The organism is Paraburkholderia tropica (assembly GCF_914484835.1).
Lineage (GTDB): Bacteria > Pseudomonadota > Gammaproteobacteria > Burkholderiales > Burkholderiaceae > Paraburkholderia > Paraburkholderia tropica_A.
The window spans coordinates 151,956-169,340 of record NZ_CAJZAR010000036.1 but is presented as its reverse complement, the minus strand read 5'-3'; the positions used below and the strand labels follow the sequence as shown (position 1 = coordinate 169,340).

The 17,385-nt window shown below is 64.5% G+C and carries 15 protein-coding genes; 12 read left to right on the top strand and 3 right to left on the bottom strand.

Annotated elements, in window-relative coordinates:
* The first annotated feature begins 4 nt into the window (after window positions 1–4).
* The 12 genes from LDO54_RS07915 to LDO54_RS07860 all read left to right on the top strand — a co-directional run bounded on the left by LDO54_RS07915 (window position 5) and on the right by LDO54_RS07860 (window position 13,193).
* Window positions 5–826, top strand: a complete 822-nt coding sequence (locus LDO54_RS07915; RefSeq protein WP_224008918.1) for an alpha/beta fold hydrolase — start codon at window positions 5–7, stop codon at window positions 824–826.
* On the top strand, window positions 820–1,239 hold the full coding sequence (locus LDO54_RS07910; RefSeq protein WP_224008916.1) for a GlcG/HbpS family heme-binding protein: 420 nt from the start codon (window positions 820–822) through the stop codon (window positions 1,237–1,239). Before LDO54_RS07915 ends, LDO54_RS07910 begins: the two co-directional genes overlap by 7 nt.
* Window positions 1,236–2,090 carry a fumarylacetoacetate hydrolase family protein gene (locus tag LDO54_RS07905; RefSeq protein WP_224008914.1) on the top strand — a complete coding sequence of 285 codons (855 nt, stop codon included), beginning with the start codon at window positions 1,236–1,238 and terminating at the stop codon, window positions 2,088–2,090. Before LDO54_RS07910 ends, LDO54_RS07905 begins: the two co-directional genes overlap by 4 nt.
* A 57-nt stretch (window positions 2,091–2,147) precedes the next feature.
* Window positions 2,148–3,440 carry an MFS transporter gene (locus tag LDO54_RS07900; protein ID WP_224008912.1) on the top strand — a complete coding sequence of 431 codons (1,293 nt, stop codon included), beginning with the start codon at window positions 2,148–2,150 and terminating at the stop codon, window positions 3,438–3,440.
* Window positions 3,441–3,495: 55 nt separating this feature from the next.
* Entirely contained in the window at window positions 3,496–4,095 is a 600-nt protein-coding gene (locus tag LDO54_RS07895; RefSeq protein WP_224008910.1) for a nuclear transport factor 2 family protein, read from the top strand.
* 12 nt (window positions 4,096–4,107) lie between these two features.
* A complete protein-coding gene (locus tag LDO54_RS07890) occupies window positions 4,108–5,199 on the top strand; it encodes a maleylacetate reductase (protein WP_224008908.1) in 1,092 nt (363 codons plus the stop codon).
* A 30-nt stretch (window positions 5,200–5,229) separates the two neighbouring features.
* Window positions 5,230–6,102 (top strand): intradiol ring-cleavage dioxygenase, encoded by an 873-nt coding sequence (locus LDO54_RS07885; RefSeq protein ID WP_224008906.1) that lies wholly within the window; start codon window positions 5,230–5,232, stop codon window positions 6,100–6,102.
* Window positions 6,103–6,204: 102 nt separating this feature from the next.
* Window positions 6,205–7,275: a porin gene (locus tag LDO54_RS07880; RefSeq protein ID WP_253074383.1), complete on the top strand. Its 1,071-nt coding sequence runs from the start codon at window positions 6,205–6,207 to the stop codon at window positions 7,273–7,275.
* A 288-nt stretch (window positions 7,276–7,563) separates the two neighbouring features.
* Window positions 7,564–8,619, top strand: coding sequence for a TolB family protein (locus LDO54_RS07875; RefSeq protein ID WP_224008902.1), 1,056 nt, complete (start codon window positions 7,564–7,566; stop codon window positions 8,617–8,619).
* Window positions 8,620–9,195: 576 nt separating this feature from the next.
* Entirely contained in the window at window positions 9,196–10,758 is a 1,563-nt protein-coding gene (gene glpD, locus LDO54_RS07870) for a glycerol-3-phosphate dehydrogenase (RefSeq protein ID WP_224008900.1), read from the top strand.
* Between the two features lie 108 nt (window positions 10,759–10,866).
* Window positions 10,867–12,372 (top strand): glycerol kinase GlpK, encoded by a 1,506-nt coding sequence (gene glpK, locus LDO54_RS07865; protein ID WP_224008898.1) that lies wholly within the window; start codon window positions 10,867–10,869, stop codon window positions 12,370–12,372.
* Between the two features lie 104 nt (window positions 12,373–12,476).
* Entirely contained in the window at window positions 12,477–13,193 is a 717-nt protein-coding gene (locus LDO54_RS07860; protein WP_224008896.1) for an MIP/aquaporin family protein, read from the top strand.
* 69 nt (window positions 13,194–13,262) lie between these two features.
* Here the strand turns inward: LDO54_RS07860 and LDO54_RS07855 are convergent, their stop codons facing one another.
* The 3 genes from LDO54_RS07855 to LDO54_RS07845 are packed head-to-tail and all read right to left on the bottom strand — an operon-like array spanning window position 13,263 to window position 17,370.
* Window positions 13,263–14,297, bottom strand: coding sequence for an ABC transporter substrate-binding protein (locus LDO54_RS07855; protein WP_224008894.1), 1,035 nt, complete (start codon window positions 14,295–14,297; stop codon window positions 13,263–13,265).
* Entirely contained in the window at window positions 14,294–16,480 is a 2,187-nt protein-coding gene (locus tag LDO54_RS07850) for a TonB-dependent receptor (RefSeq protein ID WP_224008892.1), read from the bottom strand. The genes LDO54_RS07855 and LDO54_RS07850 overlap by 4 nt, the downstream gene beginning before the upstream one ends.
* Window positions 16,477–17,370: an ABC transporter ATP-binding protein gene (locus tag LDO54_RS07845; RefSeq protein WP_224008890.1), complete on the bottom strand. Its 894-nt coding sequence runs from the start codon at window positions 17,368–17,370 to the stop codon at window positions 16,477–16,479. The genes LDO54_RS07850 and LDO54_RS07845 overlap by 4 nt, the downstream gene beginning before the upstream one ends.
* Between the last annotated feature and the right edge of the window lie 15 nt (window positions 17,371–17,385).

The window sequence follows — 17,385 nt, the reverse complement described above, 5'->3', positions numbered from 1 at the left end:
AATCATGCCTTTTCTTGATGTACCCGGTGCGCGTTTGCGCTATGACGTTGTCGGCGACGGGCCGCCGATGATTTTCGTTCACGGCGCTGGCGCGAACTCGACGGTGTTCTTTCAGCAGGTCGCGTATTTCCAGCACACGCGCCGCGTGATTTGTCTCGACATGCGCGGCTTCGGCGGCTCGATCTGCGACGCGTCGACGTTTCATCCGCGCCAGTTCAGCGAAGATCTCGCGCGCCTCATGGACGCCGAATTGACCGAGCCCGCCGAAGTCGTGTGCCAGTCGATGGGCGCGTGGTCGGGCCTGCCGCTCGCGGTGCGCGAGCCGCAGCGTTTCGTCGGCCTCGTACTTTCGGGCTCTCCGACGCCCGCTTACGGTCCGCATCACAAGGTGCTCGAACAGGTGTCGGAGCGCTTTCGCCGCGTGGCGGCCGGTGAAGCCGTGCCGCCGCAGGACCTCGGTTTCAGCGAGCGCTTCGTCGCGCGGCACGCCGATCTGATTGCGCTCTACCAGATGCTCGCGCGCATGAACCAGAAGGTGAATCTCGCGACCATCACCGATGAAGAACTGCGCCTCATGCCGGAGCACTTCGCGGACTATCGCTTGCCGACGCTCGTGATGGGCGGCGTGCAGAACCGCCTGATCGGCGGCGAAACGCACCTCGCGGCGGCGCGCTGCATTCCCGGCGCGCGCACGTACACGTTCACGGAGTCGGGGCATTCGTCGTATTTCGAGGAACCCGATCACTACAACCGCGTGGTCGAAGGCTTTTTCGAAGAGATCCGGCACGAGCCGACATCGGCGGACAAGGAGCAACGCGCATGCTGAACAAGCCCTCGCTGAGTCTCAAGGACGCGCAGCAACTCGTCGATCATGCCTGCGCGCGCGCCGCGGACATGTCGATGCCGGTGTCGGTGATGGTCGTGGACGTCACCACCTATCTGCAAGCGGGCGCGCGCATGGACGGCGCGCCGCTGATGAGCGCGGAAGGCGCGCTCGACAAGGCCCGCAGCGCGGCGGAAGGCGGTCACCCGACGACTTTCTTCGAAAAGCCCCTGAATGAAGGGCGTTTCTCGATGGTGAAGCTGCCGCATACGCCGATCGAAGGCGGCGTGCCGGTATTCGTGGACGGTCTGTGCGTGGGCGCCGTGGGTGTCGCGGGCGCGCCGCCGCATATCGATTCGCAACTCGCCGAGCACGCGATCGCGGCGTTTTTGAGCACTCTGAAGGAACAACGATGAAACTGTCGAGCTTTTCCCATGCCGGCCGTTCGAGCTGGGGTGTCGTCACCGAACAGGGCATTGTCGATGTCCGCGCGCTGAGCGGCAATCGCTGGCCGACGCTGCGCGACGCGCTCGACGCCGGTGCGCTTGCGCAGGTCGAGGAATGCGCGAAGGGCGCGACGCCCACGCTCAAACTCGACGACGTGACCTTCGAACCGGTCATTCCGAATCCGCCGAAGATTCTGTGTATCGGCGTGGCGTATCACGAGCATCGTCTGGAAACGGGCCGCGACGTGACCGCCAAGCCGATGGTGTTCGGCCGCTTCGCGAACTCGCAGATCGGTCACGGCCAGGCGCTGCTGCGTCCGCCCGAGTCGGAGCAACTGGACTTCGAAGGCGAGGTGGCGGTGGTGATCGGCAAGCGCGGCCGCCGTATTGCGGTGGAAGATGCGTGGGAGCACGTGGCCGGTTACTCGGCCTATTGCGACGCGACGATTCGCGACTGGCAGCGTCATACGCAGCAATGGACGCCCGGCAAGAACTTCATGGCGTCGGGCGGCTTCGGTCCGTGGATGGTCACGCGCGACGAGATCGCTGACGGCAGCGATATCAGCCTCGTGACGCGGCTCAACGGCGCGGAAGTCCAGCGCTCGAGCACCGATCTGCTGATCTTCAGCATTCCTGAAATGATCGCCTATTGCTCGACCTTCACCGAACTGGAGCCGGGCGACGTGATCGCGACGGGCACGCCCGGCGGCATCGGCGGCAAACGCAATCCGCCGCTGTGGATGAAGGACGGCGACGTGCTGGAAGTGGAAGTCGGCGGCGTGGGCGTGCTGCGGCATCCCGTGCGCAACGAGGCGGTCTAAGCCGGCGCGGGCGAGCGCCCGCGATCCGGCCATAAAACACAAGACGCGGAGACAACGATGCAACGATACGAAAACCGGCTGCTGGTGATGCTGTTCGTCACCAATGGCCTGCTGTTCTTTGACCGGCTGGCGATCAACTTCCTCACGCCCTGGCTGCATGCCGAATTCGGCTTGAGCGGCTTGCAGATCGGCGCGCTGACTGCGGCGCTGTCGCTCACCTGGGCGACGTCGGGCATCGTGGTCAGCCGGCTCGCCGATCGTCATGCGATCAAGAAACTCGTGCTCGTCGTCGCCATCGTTGTCTTTTCGCTGAGCTCGGTGAGTTCGGGGCTGGCGGCGGGCTTTCTCTCGCTGCTCGTCGCGCGCTGTGTGATGGGCGTGGCCGAAGGCCCGGTCCTGCCCGTGGTGCAGACGCTCATGATGGTCGAATCCACGCCGCGCCGCCGGGGCTTCAATATGGGCTTCATCCAGGCGGTCGCCGCCGGTGTATTCGGCTCGCTGCTGGGACCGGCGCTCATCATTCCGCTCGCGCATGAACACGGCTGGCGCGCGGCGTTCTATCTCACGGGCGTGCCGGGGCTGATACTCGCGCTCGTGCTCTGGCGCTACGTCAAGGAGCCCACGCTGGAGCGCGTGTCGGGCGCACTCCATCGCACGGACGCGGACGCAACGCCGGACGGCGCGCAGCGCCCGCTCGCCAATCGCAACGTGCTGGTGTGCGCGGCGATGGCCTGCCTCTTTCTCACCACGTTCTACAGCGTGATGGTATTCGGCCCGCTGCACCTCGTCGTGGGCCGCGGCTATAGCGACGGCCAGATGAGCGGCTTCATGATCGCGCTCGGGTTGGCCGCGGTGGTCGGCGGCGCGTTGATGCCCGCGCTGTCCGACCGTCTCGGCCGCAAGCCGACCTTGCTGCTGGGCTTTCTTCTCGCCAGCGCCGCGCCCGCCGTCGTGGCCTTCGCGCAAGCCGATTTCGCGGTCCTCTGCGCGGGCATTTTCGTCGCGTGGCTCGGCATGGGCGTGATGCCCGTGATGCTGGCGACGGTGCCCGCCGAGTCGGTCGAAGGCGCGTTCGCCAATCGCGCGATCGGTTGGGTGATCGGCATCAGCGAAGTCGTGGGCGGCTGCGTGGCGCCGATTGTGTGCGGCGCGGCCGCCGATCATCTCGGCGCGCGTGCGCCGTTCGTGATCGGCATCGTATCGGCGCTGCTGGCGGCCTTGCTCGTGGCCGCGCTGCGCGAAACCGCGCCGGGACGCGTGGGACGCGTGGGACGTATTGGACACGAGCGCGCACCGGGCGCATCGGCCGAAGGCGCGCAATCCGCGCCGACGGTATCGGGAATCTCGTAACAGGAAGCGAGCGGATTCCGCTCGCGAAGATGCAATCCCTATTCAGGAAAACAGCATGGAAAAGGAACTCGTCGAACGACTCGCCATTCGCGATCTCATCGAAAACTGGGCGGTATGGCGCGACGCGGGCGATTGGGAACGCTTCGCGACCGTCTGGCACGACGACGGCGTGATGATGGCGACGTGGTTCCAGGGCCCCGCGCGCGATTTCATTCGCGTGACGCAGGAGGGCTGGAAGAAGGGCGTGAGCATTCTGCACTTTCTCGGCGGCTCGTCGATCGATCTCGCGGGCGACCGCGCGATCGTGCAGACCAAGATGACGATTTCGCAGCGCGGCGATGTGCAGGGCGTGCTGTGCGATGTGGTCTGCACGGGCCGCTTCTACGACTTCGTCGAAAAGCGCAATGGGCGTTGGGGCGTGGTGCTGCGTCAGCCGATCTACGAAAAGGACCGCGTGGACACGGTCGATCCGGCGGCGCGGCTCGAACTCGATCAGCAGGCGCTCGCCGAATTTCCGACGGGCTATCGTCACCTCGCGTATATCCAGACGCAGATCGGCTACACCGTGAAGCGCGACATGCCGCAACTCACGGGGCCGGAAGTCGACGCGCTATATGCACGCGGCGCGCGCTGGCTCGCCGGCGAGGCGCTGTAACGCGGAGCGGCCATGCACACGTTCACTTATTCGAGCGCGCCCGCGCGCATTCTCTTCGGCGCGGGCCGCATGGCCGATCTGGCGGATGAAGTGCGGCGGCTTGGCCGCCGCGCGCTCGTCGTCACGACGCCGGAGCAGCGCGATCTCGGTGCGCAACTGGTCGATCTGCTCGGCGAGCTTTGCGCCGGATACTTCGACGGCGCGACGATGCACACGCCCACCGACGTGACCGCGCGCGCGATGGACACGCTGCGCAACAGCGGCGTCGATTGCATCGTGGCGGGCGGCGGCGGTTCCGCGATCGGCTTGTCGAAAGCGCTGGCCGTGCGAACCGGTCTGCCGCAGATCGCGATTCCGACGACTTACGCCGGTTCGGAAGTCACGCCGATTCTCGGCGAGACCGAAGACGGACGAAAGACCACGCGCCGCGCGCCGGAGATTCTTCCGCGCGTCGTGATCTACGACGTGAATCTGACGCTCTCGCTGCCGCCGACGCTCTCGGCGAGCAGCGGGCTCAACGCGATCGCCCACGCAGCGGAAGCGCTTTACGCGAAGGACTGCAATCCCATCACGTCGATGATGGCCGAAGAGGGCATTCGTGCGCTCGGCGGCAGCCTTGGCGCGATCGCGAGCGATCCGGCTAACCTGGCGGCGCGCGCAAAGGCGCAATATGGTGCCTGGTTGTGCGGCACGTGCCTCGGCGCGGTCGGGATGGCGTTGCATCACAAGATCTGTCATGTGCTCGGCGGGACGTTCGATTTGCCCCATGCGCCGACGCACGCGGTCGTGCTGCCCTATGTGCTGGCGTATAACGCAAGGGCGGCGAGCGATGCGGTCACGCGGATCGGCCGCGCGCTCGCTTCTGATCCTAATTCCGCTGCCGATGCCGATGCTTCGCGCTATCTTCACGGCATGCTCGAACAACTGTGTCTGCCGTCTTCGCTGGCCGCGCTCGGCATGCCGGCGGGGAAGCTGGATGTCGTGGCGGACCTCGTCATGCAGCAGGCCTACTGGAATCCGCGGCCTGTCGAGCGTGCCTCGCTGATGCGGATGCTCGAAGCCGCTTTCGCTGGCACGCCGCCTTCCGCTGATCTGTCGATGTAGAGGACACACCAGGACACACCAGGACACCCCATGCGCAACTTCAACGAACACAACATCACCGACGCCGTGCTCGCGCGGCTCGAAGCGAGCGGCTCGCCGCGCGTCCACGAAATCAGCGCCGCGCTGGTCCGGCACCTGCACGCCTTCGTGCGCGAGGTCCGGCCGTCTCAGGACGAGTGGCAGCAGGCGATCACCTTTCTGACGCGCACGGGGCAGATCTGCTCGGACACGCGACAGGAATTCATTCTGCTGTCCGACGCGCTGGGCGTCTCGATGCTGGTCGACGCGATCAATCATGCGTTGCCGGGCGGCGCAACGGAAACCACCGTGCTCGGGCCGTTTTACGTGGCGGATGCGCCGGAAGTGTCGTCGGGGCAAACCATCGGCAAACCGGAAGACGGGCCGGTCATGCTGATCGAAGGCCGCGTGCTCGACACCGCAGGCAAGCCCATTGCCGACGCGATCGTCGATATCTGGCACGCGGATGCCGATGGCTATTACGACGTTCAGAAGGACGCGCAGTCGTATAGCGGACGAGGCCGCGTGCGAACCGACGCGCAGGGCAATTTCTGGCTCTGGGGCAGCGTGCCCGCCGCGTATCCGATTCCCGACGATGGTCCCGTGGGTGAGATGCTGGGCTTGCAGGGGCGTCATCCGTATCGGCCTGCTCATGTGCACTTCATGATCGCCGCCGAGGGATGCGAGACGCTGGTGACGCATCTGTTCCTGGCGTCGAGCGACTATCTGGATTCTGACGTGGTGTTCGGCGTGAAGGATTCGCTGATTGAACCGGTCATTGAAGTAGGACCGGGAAAAACGCCTTATGGCGCCGACGTGGAGACGACGGTGCCCGCCATGAGGCGTGAGTTTGTTCTCGCACCGGTGAGGCAACAGCGGGAATAGCCGGAATCCGCTGAGCCAGAAGCCGGATTTCTGGCATGACGACATAACAATAAGGATTACAAAATGAATCGGAGACAAGCGGCACATAGTATGGCGGCCGTGATGACGTTGGTGACGTCGGGCGTTGCGCATGCGCAAAGCAGCGTGACGATCTACGGATTGATGGACGCGGGCGTGACGTGGGTGAGTAATCAGGGAGGGCACGGTAACGCCATTCTGGATCAGGGGATTTATTACCCGAATATTCTGGGCTTTCGCGGTGTGGAGGATCTTGGCGGTGGTGCGCGGGCCATCTTCAAGCTGGAGAATCAGTTCAATCTCGCGAACGGGCAGACGATTGGCGATTCGTCGGCGCTGTTCGGGCGCGTGGCTTATGTCGGGCTGGCGAAGGACGGGATCGGGCAGCTGACTTTCGGCAATCAGTACGATTTCATGTGGGAGAACTTGCTGAAGGCCGATGGATCGATGACCTTCGGTGGGTATTACAACTTCCGCTCGGGGCCGTATGCGGGGCTGGGCATTCCGAACAATCCGACTGGGGCGTCTGATTTTGACCGTGTGGCGGGTTCGGCCCGCGTGCCGTCGTCGGTGAAATTTGTCAGTGACCGGCTGGGCGGATTCACGTTTGGTGCGCTGTATGGGTTTGGCGGCGTGGCGGGTAACTTCGCCAAGGACCGGTCGATCAGTGTGGGTGTGAACTACCAGGGCGGACCGCTGTATGTGGGCGCTGCGTATACGGATGTGAAGTACCAGCAGATCAATAACGGCGACGACGGTATTCGTAACTGGGGTGTCGGCGGCACGTATGCGATCGGCTCAGCGTTGCTCAATGCGCTGTTCACTGAAACCTGGAATACGTTCAATGGCGCGCGGGTGTACGCCGGACAAGTAGGCGCGCTTTATAACTTCACACCGTTCCTGTCGTTCGGCGCGGATTATCAGCTGATGAAGGGTAACGCGACGCTCGATCGAATCCTGACGCAGCAGGTAACGGCCACGTTGAGTTACCGCCTCTCGAAGCGCACGAACGTCTATCTGGAAGGCGCGTATCAGCACGCCGGTAACGGCAGTGCGCCGACGTTCGCGCAGATCAACGGACTCTATGGTCAGGATGCGGCATCGTCGAGTTCGAATCAGGCGATTGCGCGCGTTGGGATTGCGCACTTGTTCTAAGCGCAAGTGAACGATTGCTGGCGGGCTGAGCGCGGTATCGACGTGCTCACCCGCAGCCTACGCTTCTCAGCCACTCTCCGGCCATTTTCGCAAAGCAGCGGGACGTGACCAACTCTTGGCCGGTCTCCACACGGCTGATTTCGCTTCGTTGGTTATCGAACAGACTCCCAGTGAACGTGGGAGCGATTCTGCTTGCCACTTCAGGGTGTTTTGGACAGCCTACGTGCGCTCAATGGGGCTAATGACATTTGCCGTTTCGGAGTTCAGCGACAAAACCACGGGGGCGATATGTCAATCACGCTGGGTATGTTCCATTCGATCGGCTCGTGCAATCGATCGCGTGTCTTGCCGGGCGTGAAGCATTGGTCATGTTGCATCGTCCTGTTGGCGTTGGCGGGATCAGTGGGGGCGTTTCCACCGATCCCGGCACACGATCTTCCCGCTATTGATGTACTTCCCGATAAAAGTCCCGTTGTGCTGGAGATGCGAAGACTCTGGGATGCACAACCGGAAAGGTTGGAGTTCGGCGTTTTTGATCTGGAAAATGGGCGGCAATTTCTATGGAACCTTCCGTCTGAATTGATCGCTGAAACTTTTCACAACGGGCGTCCGCGGCTTGTTACACCGAATCGCGGTGAGGCCACCTGGGCGAACGGGAGCGGTGTCATGCTGGTGGCGCATTCCGCGGCGATCTACATGGTTCATCCCGACAGGTCCTACTCAAGACTCAATCTGTTAATGCCGGGGCTGCTATTGCAGTACGATGGAATGAGTCATTACGCGCTCTCCCCTGACGCGAGCGAAGTTGCATATGCGCTCTATACCCGGGACCAGAAGAACGTGCGATTTGCTGCAGAAGGCGGCAAGCTATACAGGCAACTTCTTATACAGAAAACCGACGGCTCCGAGCCGATAGTGCTCGCAAATAATGACATTGATTTTTTCCCGGCCTTTAGTCCCGATGGGAAGAAGGTTGCGTTCAAGAGAGGCTATGAAATTCTTGAAGTGAAAGACTTGGCGGGGCACAAAATCATGATGCTCGAAACCCAAATCAAAGAAGATCTTTTGAAAAATCTGATTGGGATCACCGACATTCAATGGTCTCCAGACGGTCGTCGCATCGGCTTTATCGCCAATAATCGCCTGTACACCGTTGGTGCGAATGGGCGGGGCATGGAGGCCATGCCGGGAGCAGTCGAGCGGATCGACATCAACAGTTTTGCCTGGTCACCGGATAGCAAGCGAATTGTTTTTCGCTCAGCATTTGAGGCGGGCAACGACTGCGAGTACGTTGGAGGTCGGCAAGTTTCCTTGCTGGACCACCTACTATCTCTATACGATTAATGCGGACGGGTCGGGACTCAAGCGAGTCAACAGCGATCGGGAATATCGTCCAGGGAAGTTGTTCTGGATACGTTGAGGATCATTTCGCCCGCGCTGTGCCAATCAAGTCATTCAGCGTCGGTAACTGGTGTTCCCGATAGACCGTCCTGAGTAGGGCCATCGCATCGAAACACAAACGAGCAACGCGATCGCGTGCCGCCAGGCACCATCGCGTTGCTCACATCAGTCCAAAACGAACATCAGACGAACAGATTCGAAAGCTTCGCGTGTTCGTTTTCTCGCCTGCATCGGACCGATCCGGCCCGCCTCGCTCCCCTTCCTTACCCTGTCTTTCCCCGCTTTCTTCCGGGAAAACCCCTAAATTAGCGTCGATTTATCGCCGATTCCGCCGCATTTGGCGCTTTTCACTCGCGCTCGCCAAAACGAACTTTACTTTTTCGATTTTGTTCGTTAGATTTCGGATTCGAACATTTCGGGTTCGCCCATGGCGACATGGGTCGCAAGGCGATCCGGCACTCAATCTTGCGATGACCGCATCGCGTCGGGTGCCGCATCGGCCACTATCAGGAAACGCAGGTGACTCAAGAGAATCGGTACGATCTGCTCGTCGTGGGCGGCGGGATCAACGGCGCGGGCATCGCGCGCGACGCAGCCGGGCGCGGCCTGTCCGTGCTCCTTTGCGAACAGGACGACCTCGCCTCGCACACCTCGTCGGCCAGCACCAAGCTGATTCACGGCGGCCTGCGCTATCTCGAGTACCGCGAGTTCGGTCTCGTGCGCAAGGCGCTGCAGGAGCGCGAAACGCTGCTGCGCGCCGCGCCGCATATCATGTGGCCGCTGCGCTTCGTCATGCCGCACATGCCGAATCTGCGCCCCGCATGGCTCATCCGCGTCGGCCTCTTTCTCTACGATCACCTCGCGAAGCGCGAACTGCTGCCCGGTTCGCGCGGCATCGACATGCGCCGCCACGCGGCCGGCGCGCCGCTGATCGACTCGATCAAGCGCGGCTTCGTCTACTCGGACGGTTGGGTCGACGATGCGCGCCTCGTGGTGCTCAACGCGCTCGACGCGCAGGAACGCGGCGCGCGCATTCTCACGCGCACGCAACTCGTCGACGCGCGCCGCGTGAAGGGCGAGCAAGGCGGCGAATGGCTCGCTACGCTGCGCCGCGCCGACGGCAGCACCTTCGAAGTGCGCGCGCGCGCTATCGCCAACGCGGCCGGTCCGTGGGTGGGCGAGGTGCTGCGCGGCGCGCTCGGGCAAGGCGCGCAACACAGCGTGCGGCTCGTGAAGGGCAGCCATATCGTGACGAAGCGGCTGTTCGAACACGACCACGCGTACATCTTTCAGAACCCCGACAAGCGCATCATTTTCGCGATTCCGTACGAGCACGACTTCACGCTGATCGGCACCACGGACGTGGAATATCGCAACGATCCGGCGCAGGTCGCCATCGACGGCGACGAAACGCGTTACCTCTGCGAGTCGATCAATCGCTATTTCAAGCGTAAGATCTCGCCCTCCGATGTGCATTGGACCTATTCGGGCGTGCGTCCGTTGCTCGAAGAAGAAGGTGCGAAGAATGCGTCGGCGGTCACGCGCGACTATCGTCTCGAACTCGACGAGGCCGAAGGCGCGCCGCTGCTCTCGGTGTTCGGCGGCAAGATCACGACCTTCCGCAAGCTCGCGGAAGAGGCCGGCGACATGCTGTGCCGCGCGCTCGGCAGCACGGCAGGCGCGTGGACGGCGGGCCAGCCGCTGCCGGGCGGCGATATCGCCAATGCGCGTTTCGGCGCGTTCGCGGAGTCGTTCGCGAAGCGCTTCGCCTGGCTGCCCGCGCCGCTCGCGCAGCGCTACGCGCGCGCTTACGGCACGCGCGCCGAGCGCCTGATCGGCGGCGCGGCGTCGCTCGATGGTCTGGGCGCGCAGATCGCTCCCGGCATCTACGAAGCCGAGCTGCGTTATCTGCGCGACACCGAGTTCGCGACCTGTGCGCAGGACGTGCTGTGGCGTCGCTCGAAGCTCGGCCTGCACGTGGCGTCCGGCACGCTCGACGCGGTTGCCGCCGCGCTCGAAGCGTGGTTTGCCGCGAGCCGTCAGCCGGTGTCGTCGGTGTCGACGGTGTCGATCACGCACTGATACGGCGGCTTTGCATCGGCCGTCATTGGCAGTACCGCATGGCAGTACCCCAACGCGCCGCGCCCACGCGGCGCGAATCACAACTACGTACGGACGGAGATGAGAGACATGCAGGATCAACAGTACATTCTCGCGCTCGACCAGGGCACCACGAGTTCCCGCGCCATGTTGTTCGACCGCCAGGGCCGCATCGTGTCGAGCGCCCAGAAGGAATTCGAGCAGATCTATCCGCGACCGGGCTGGGTCGAGCACGACCCGCAGGAAATCTGGTCGACGCAAGCCGGCGTGGCCGCCGAGGCCGTCACGCGTGCGGGCCTGAACGGCACCAACATCGCCGCGATCGGCATCACGAACCAGCGCGAAACCACCATCGTGTGGGACCGCGAGACGGGTCATCCGATCTATAACGCCATCGTCTGGCAGGACCGCCGCACGGCCGACTTCTGCGATCAGCTCAAGGCGCAGGGCCTCGAAGAGAAAGTGCGTGCGAAGACCGGTCTGCCGATCGACTCGTACTTCTCGGGCACCAAGATCCGCTGGATTCTCGACAACGTCGAAGGCGCGCGCGAAAAGGCGCGTCAAGGCAAGCTCGCGTTCGGCACGGTCGACAGCTGGCTGGTCTGGAACTTCACGAAACACGAACTGCACGTGACCGATGTGACCAACGCGTCGCGCACGATGCTATTCAACATCCACACGCGCCAGTGGGACAGCGAGCTGCTCGACGCGCTCGATATTCCGCGCAGCATGCTGCCCGAAGTCCGTTCGTCGTCCGAAATTTATGGGCCGACCAAGACCACGGTGTTCGCCTCGAAGATTCCGCTCGCGGGTATCGCGGGCGATCAGCAGGCCGCGCTGTTCGGCCAGATGTGCACGCATACCGGCATGGTGAAGAACACCTATGGCACGGGCTGCTTCCTGATGATGAACACGGGCGACAAGCCCATCGAGTCGAAGAACAATCTGGTCACGACGATCGCCTGGCAGATCGGCGACCAGGTGAACTACGCGCTTGAAGGCAGCATCTTCATCGCGGGCGCGGTGGTGCAATGGCTGCGCGACGGCCTCGGCATCATCAAGAGCGCGGCGGAAATCGAAGCGCTGGCCGCGAGCGTGCCGCATACCGACGGCGTCTATCTGGTGCCCGCCTTCGCGGGTCTGGGTGCGCCGCACTGGAATGCCCGCGCGCGCGGTTCGCTGTTCGGCGTGACGCGCGGCACGACCTCGGCGCATCTGGCGCGCGCGGCGCTCGACTCGATCGCGTATCAGTCGCTCGACGTGCTGGCCGCGATGGAAGCGGACTCGGGCATCAGCGTGGGCGAGCTGCGCGTGGACGGCGGCGCGAGCGCGAACAATCTGCTGATGCAGTTCCAGGCCGACCTGCTCGGCGTGGATGCGGTGCGGCCGCAGATCACCGAGACCACGGCGCTGGGCGCCGCCTATCTCGCGGGTCTCGCGATCGGCTACTGGAAGAACGTGGACGAGCTGCAGAGCCAGTGGCACGTCGATCAGCGCTTCTCGCCCGCGATGGCCGCCTCGCAGGTGGACGCCTGCCGCTCGGGCTGGCAGCGCGCGGTACGCGCCGCCAAGGCCTGGGCCGACGACGCGCAGTGAACCCGGCATGGCGCAATCCGTGTCATTGCTCAGTAACCCGAAATAAATAATCAATAATCACATCCGCGAGCGGGGAGACGCCCGCCGCGGAAGAGAGAGACGAAATGTCACCCTATATTGCAGAATTTATCGGCACAGCGATTCTCGTGCTGCTCGGCAACGGCGCTGTCGCCAACGTGCTGCTTGCCAAAACCAAGGGCCGCGGCGCGGACCTGATCGTGATCGTGATGGGCTGGGCGATGGCCGTGTTCGTAGCCGTCTACGTGACGGCCTCGTACAGCGGCGCGCATCTGAACCCGATCGTGACCATCAGCCTCGCGCTGGCGGGCAAGTTCGCGTGGTCGAAAGTGGGCGGCTACGTGGCCGCGCAGATGCTCGGCGGCATGGCGGGCGCGTTCCTCGTGTGGCTCGCGTATCGCCAGCATTTCGCCAACGAAGAAGACGCCGATCTGAAGCTCGCGGTGTTCTGCACGGCGCCCGCGATCCGCAGCGTGCGTCACAACGTGATCACGGAAGCGATCGCCACCTTCGTGCTGATTCTCGGCGTGCTCTATCTGGCCGCGCCGCAAGTGGGTCTCGGCGCACTCGACGCGCTGCCGGTCGGCCTGCTCGTGCTCGGCATCGGCATCTCGCTGGGCGGCCCCACGGGCTACGCGATGAGCCCGGCGCGCGATCTCTCGCCGCGCATCATGCACGCGCTGCTGCCGATTCCGGGCAAGCGTGACAGCGACTGGCGCTATGCGTGGATTCCGGTCCTCGGGCCGCTCGTCGGCGGTGTCGCGGCTTCGACGCTGTATCTGTCACTGCACGCGATGCATTGAGCGTCGCCTCATCGAAAAAGCCCGTAAACGTGCTGCGTTTGCGGGCTTTTTTGCTTGTCGGCGCGCGGCTTACTGAGGCGATGTCGTTGACGACGCCAGCGGCAGCGGCCGCTCGCCTGTGAGCATGCGTTGCGCGTCTTGCGTAGACAACGCGTAGCCATAGAACCGCGCGTAGAACTGCTGCGTTTGCGCGACGAGCGTATCGCTCGCGCTTGCGCCCGCGAACGCTTCGGGATGCAGCGCGCGCGCGGCCCAGCGGATCTGCAAGGCGGCTTCGGGGCCGTAGCGGTCCCACGGAAACACGCCCATCGGATTGCGATAGACGCGATGCGCGCGCACCGCGTCGAGCGTCTCCCACAGCGCGCGCTGCGGCGATTGCTCGATCGAGCCTGCATTGGCCGCGAGGATCACCACGTCGGGATGCCACGCGAGCACCTGCTCGATCGAGACTGGCTTGAGATTGCCGGTGAGGCCATCGGCGGCATTGCGCGCGCCCGCTGCGTGTATCCACTGATCGACGATCGTATCCGCGCCGTCGACCTTGAGCGGCGCGAGCGACGCCACGTGCAGCACGCGCGGCTGCGCGTGCGAGCCGTGCGCCGCGAGTGCGTGCGCCGTGTCGTCGAGCGTGCTCTGGAGATACGCGCGATAGTCTTGCGCGCGTTCACGTGCGAGCGGCGTATCGAGCGTTTGCGCGGTGAGATCGACGCAGCGGAGCATCGACGCGTAATCGTCGAAACCGACCGGCACGACGTTCAGGCCGAGACGGCGCATCGCGGCGATCGTCGGGTCGGCGGTGCTCGCGAACACGACATCGGCGTTCAGGCGCAGCAAGTCTTCGGCGTTGGCCGTCGCGCCATTCACGGGCTGCGCGTGGGCGAGCGCGGGCGCGACGCGGAACATCCACGGCAAAGCCTGCGGACGCGCGACCGTCGCGACCACATCGCTCGCGGAGCCGAGCATCGTCACCACGGCGTTGTGCGCGAACCAGAGATCGGCGATACGCGTTTTGGGCTGCGCGAATGCGGGTGTCGTCGCGAGGCTGGCGGCGCAGAACGCGAGCGCTGCGCACGCGAGACGATTGAATATGCGAGATGCGATCACAGATCGAACTCCACCGAAGCCGTGACCGTGCGCGGCGCGCCGAGCTGCGCCGTGGCGTTGCCCGATCCTGTATAGCCGTTCAGGCCGCCCGGCACGATGTTGGTCCAGTAATGGCGGTTCGTCACGTTATCGACGGACAGGCGGAATGTCACGGCGCGATCGAGAATTTCGGCGAGATAGCCCACGCCGAGATCGAGTGTCGTGTACGAGCCGACCGACCAGGTGTTCGCGTTGTCGGTCGGACGCGCGCCCACGTAGTGCACGTTCATATTCGTGAAGAGGCCCGGCACCTGCGGCACCTTGTATTGCATCAGCACGTTCAGCGCGAACTCGGGCAGGCCGACGATGCGCTTGCCTTCGGTGCTCGCGCTGCCCGTGTCGAACAGGCGCGGATCGAGCCAGGTGAAGCCGCCAAACACAGAGAGATTGCGCGTGGCGTTGCCGTCGAGCATGACTTCCACGCCGCGATTCACCTGATTGCCCGCGGTGCCGTAGGTGCCGTCCGCGAGCGTGTACGCATAGGGGCGCGTGATGCGGAACGCCGCCACCGATGCGTTCAGTCGCGCGAGCGCGAGCTTGTAGCCCACTTCCCACTGCTTGCTGCGATACGGATCGAGAATATTGCCCGCGTTGGTCGAACCGGCGGGCGCGGTATCGCCTTGCTGGAGACTGTCCGCGTAAGTCAGGTAGAGACTCTGGTTCGCGCGCGGCTTGAAGATCAGGCTCGCCGCGCCAGAGAGACCTTGATTCGCCGACTCGCTCGTCTGCGCGCCCGAGACGTTGTAGTTGTGCGTCGAGAGCCAGCTCTGGCTGCCCGCGAGCAGCACCGACCAATGCGGCGACAAGGTGATGTCATCGCTTGCGATCAGCGACTGCTGTGAGCTTTGCGCCGACTGATAGCGATGCTCGAAATCGGGCGCGCCCGTGACCGCGAACGACTGCGGATTCGCGAGGCTCGCGCTGCCGAGCGTGGCGGTGCCACCCGCGACCGGATTGAAGTTGTCCCACAGAAAGCCGCTCGTGCCGATGCTCACGTCGTGCTGGATCGCGCCGGTGTTTACGTGGCCGCGCAGATAGAGCAGGTTGCTCGTGATGGTGAAGCGGCTGGCCGTGGACGTGGAGATCGTGGTCTTGTAGTCGCCCGCGTTGTCGATCAGCGTGTTGGTGGGCGTGGTCGATTCGCGGTCGGCGATCTGGCGCAGCACGGCGGCTTCGAGATGCCAGTTCGGCGAGAAGTCGTGACGCAGACGCAGCGTGCCGGTGTCGGTCGTGTCGTCGTTGCCGCCATTGGACGAGCCGTAGGCTGAGTTGGTCGGATCGAGTGCGGCCGGGAAGTGCACGCCGCTCGCGAGCGCGAAGGTCGCCGGGAAGCCCTTCGTCACGTAGTGATAGTGGCTGTAGTTGGCCTCGATGACCGTGTCGCGCGAGAGATGGAAATCGAACGCGACGCTCGCGAGCTGGCGGCGCAGCGAACTGTGATCGGTGTAGCCCGTGCCGGTTTCGTCGAGCAGCGTGAGGCGATAGCCGATGGCCTTCGACGGTCCCACGCGATCCGAGACGTCGAGCCCGCGCAGAAAGCGCGTCTGCGAACCGTAGCCGAGCATGAAGTGAAGCTCGCGGTCGTCGGTCGGACGCTTCTGGATGAAGTTGAACGTGCCCGCCGGATTCGCCGGACCGTAGAGCGCGCCCGCGAGGCCGTTGAGCACTTCGATGCGGTCGAACTCTTCCATCGGATAGTCGGTGGTCGAGACGGCGTTGAGCCCGTCGATGCGGCTGTTCTGCACCACGCTGCCCTGAATGCCGCGGCTCTGCGGACGCGCGCCGTCACCTTGTACCGAAGGCAGCAGGCGCAGCGCGTCGGGAATGCTCTTGAGCTGCTGGTCGGCGATCACTTCCTGCGTCACCACGTTGACCGTGTAGGGCGTGTCCACGCGCTTGACGTTGCCGAGTGGGCCGAGACTCGCGGTCGTGCTGCGCGGCGTGTCGGCGGTATCGGCTTTCGCGTTCACGGCGACGGTGGGTAGCGTGGCGGTCTGGGTCGCCTTGTTCTGCGTGGGCGTGGCGGCGCTCTTTGCAGCGATATTTGTTTCGGCATCCTCTGCATGTGCGTTGCGCGCGGCGGAGAAGGCACAGGTGGCCGCGAACGCGAAGACGGCGCAGCGGGAAGGGAGACGGTGATTCATCGGGTGGAGGCTGGCGGGTGGGAAGAAGCGGGGGCGGCGCTCGCATCGGCTGCATCGGCTGCATCGGATGCATCGGATGCATCGGATGCCGCGCGAAAGAAGCGCTGGCCGTCGACGTCGATCTGTTCGACGCGCGCGCGGTAGAGCGCGCTCACGGCCTGCGCGTCGAGCACGTCGCGCGGCGCGCCGTCAGCGACGAGGCGGCCGCCGTCGAGCAGCGCCACGCGCGTCGAGACGTTGCAGGCGTCGTCGGGGCGGTGTGTGGTGTTGACGATCGCGTAGCCGTCGGCGGCGAGACGCGCGAGACGATCGAGCAGACGCAGATGGTGGCCGTAGTCGAGACCGCTGAACGGCTCGTCGAGCAGCAGCACGCGCGCGCCTTGCGCGAGCGCGCGGGCGAGCAGCGTGCGCTGGCGTTCGCCGCCCGAGAGCGCGCCGTAGTCGCGCTGCGCGAGATGCGCGATCTGCAGGGCGTCGAGCGCCGCGTGTACGGCGTCGCGGTCGTGCACGCGCGGCGCGCGCCAGAGCGCGAAGCCGGTGCCGAGATGCGGCAGGCGGCCGAGCGCCACGATCTGCTCGACGGTGTAGGGGAATTGCGGCGCGTGATGCTGCGGCACCCACGCGACTTGCCGCGCGATCGCACGGCGTCGCTGGCGGTGCAGCGCCTCGCCGTGCAGCAGCACGTCGCCGGCCTCGGGTTCGATCAGGCCGAGCAGCACGCGCAGCAGCGTGCTCTTGCCCGCGCCGTTCACGCCGAGCAGCGAGACGAGTTCGCCCGCGCGTACCGCGAAGCTCACGCCGTCGAGTACGGTGGCGTGCGCGCGCCGCACGATCACATCGCGGCAGGCGAGCGCGGCGGGCGTTGCGTCTCTGTTGGAGCGTGCGTTCATCGCGGGGCCTCGCGA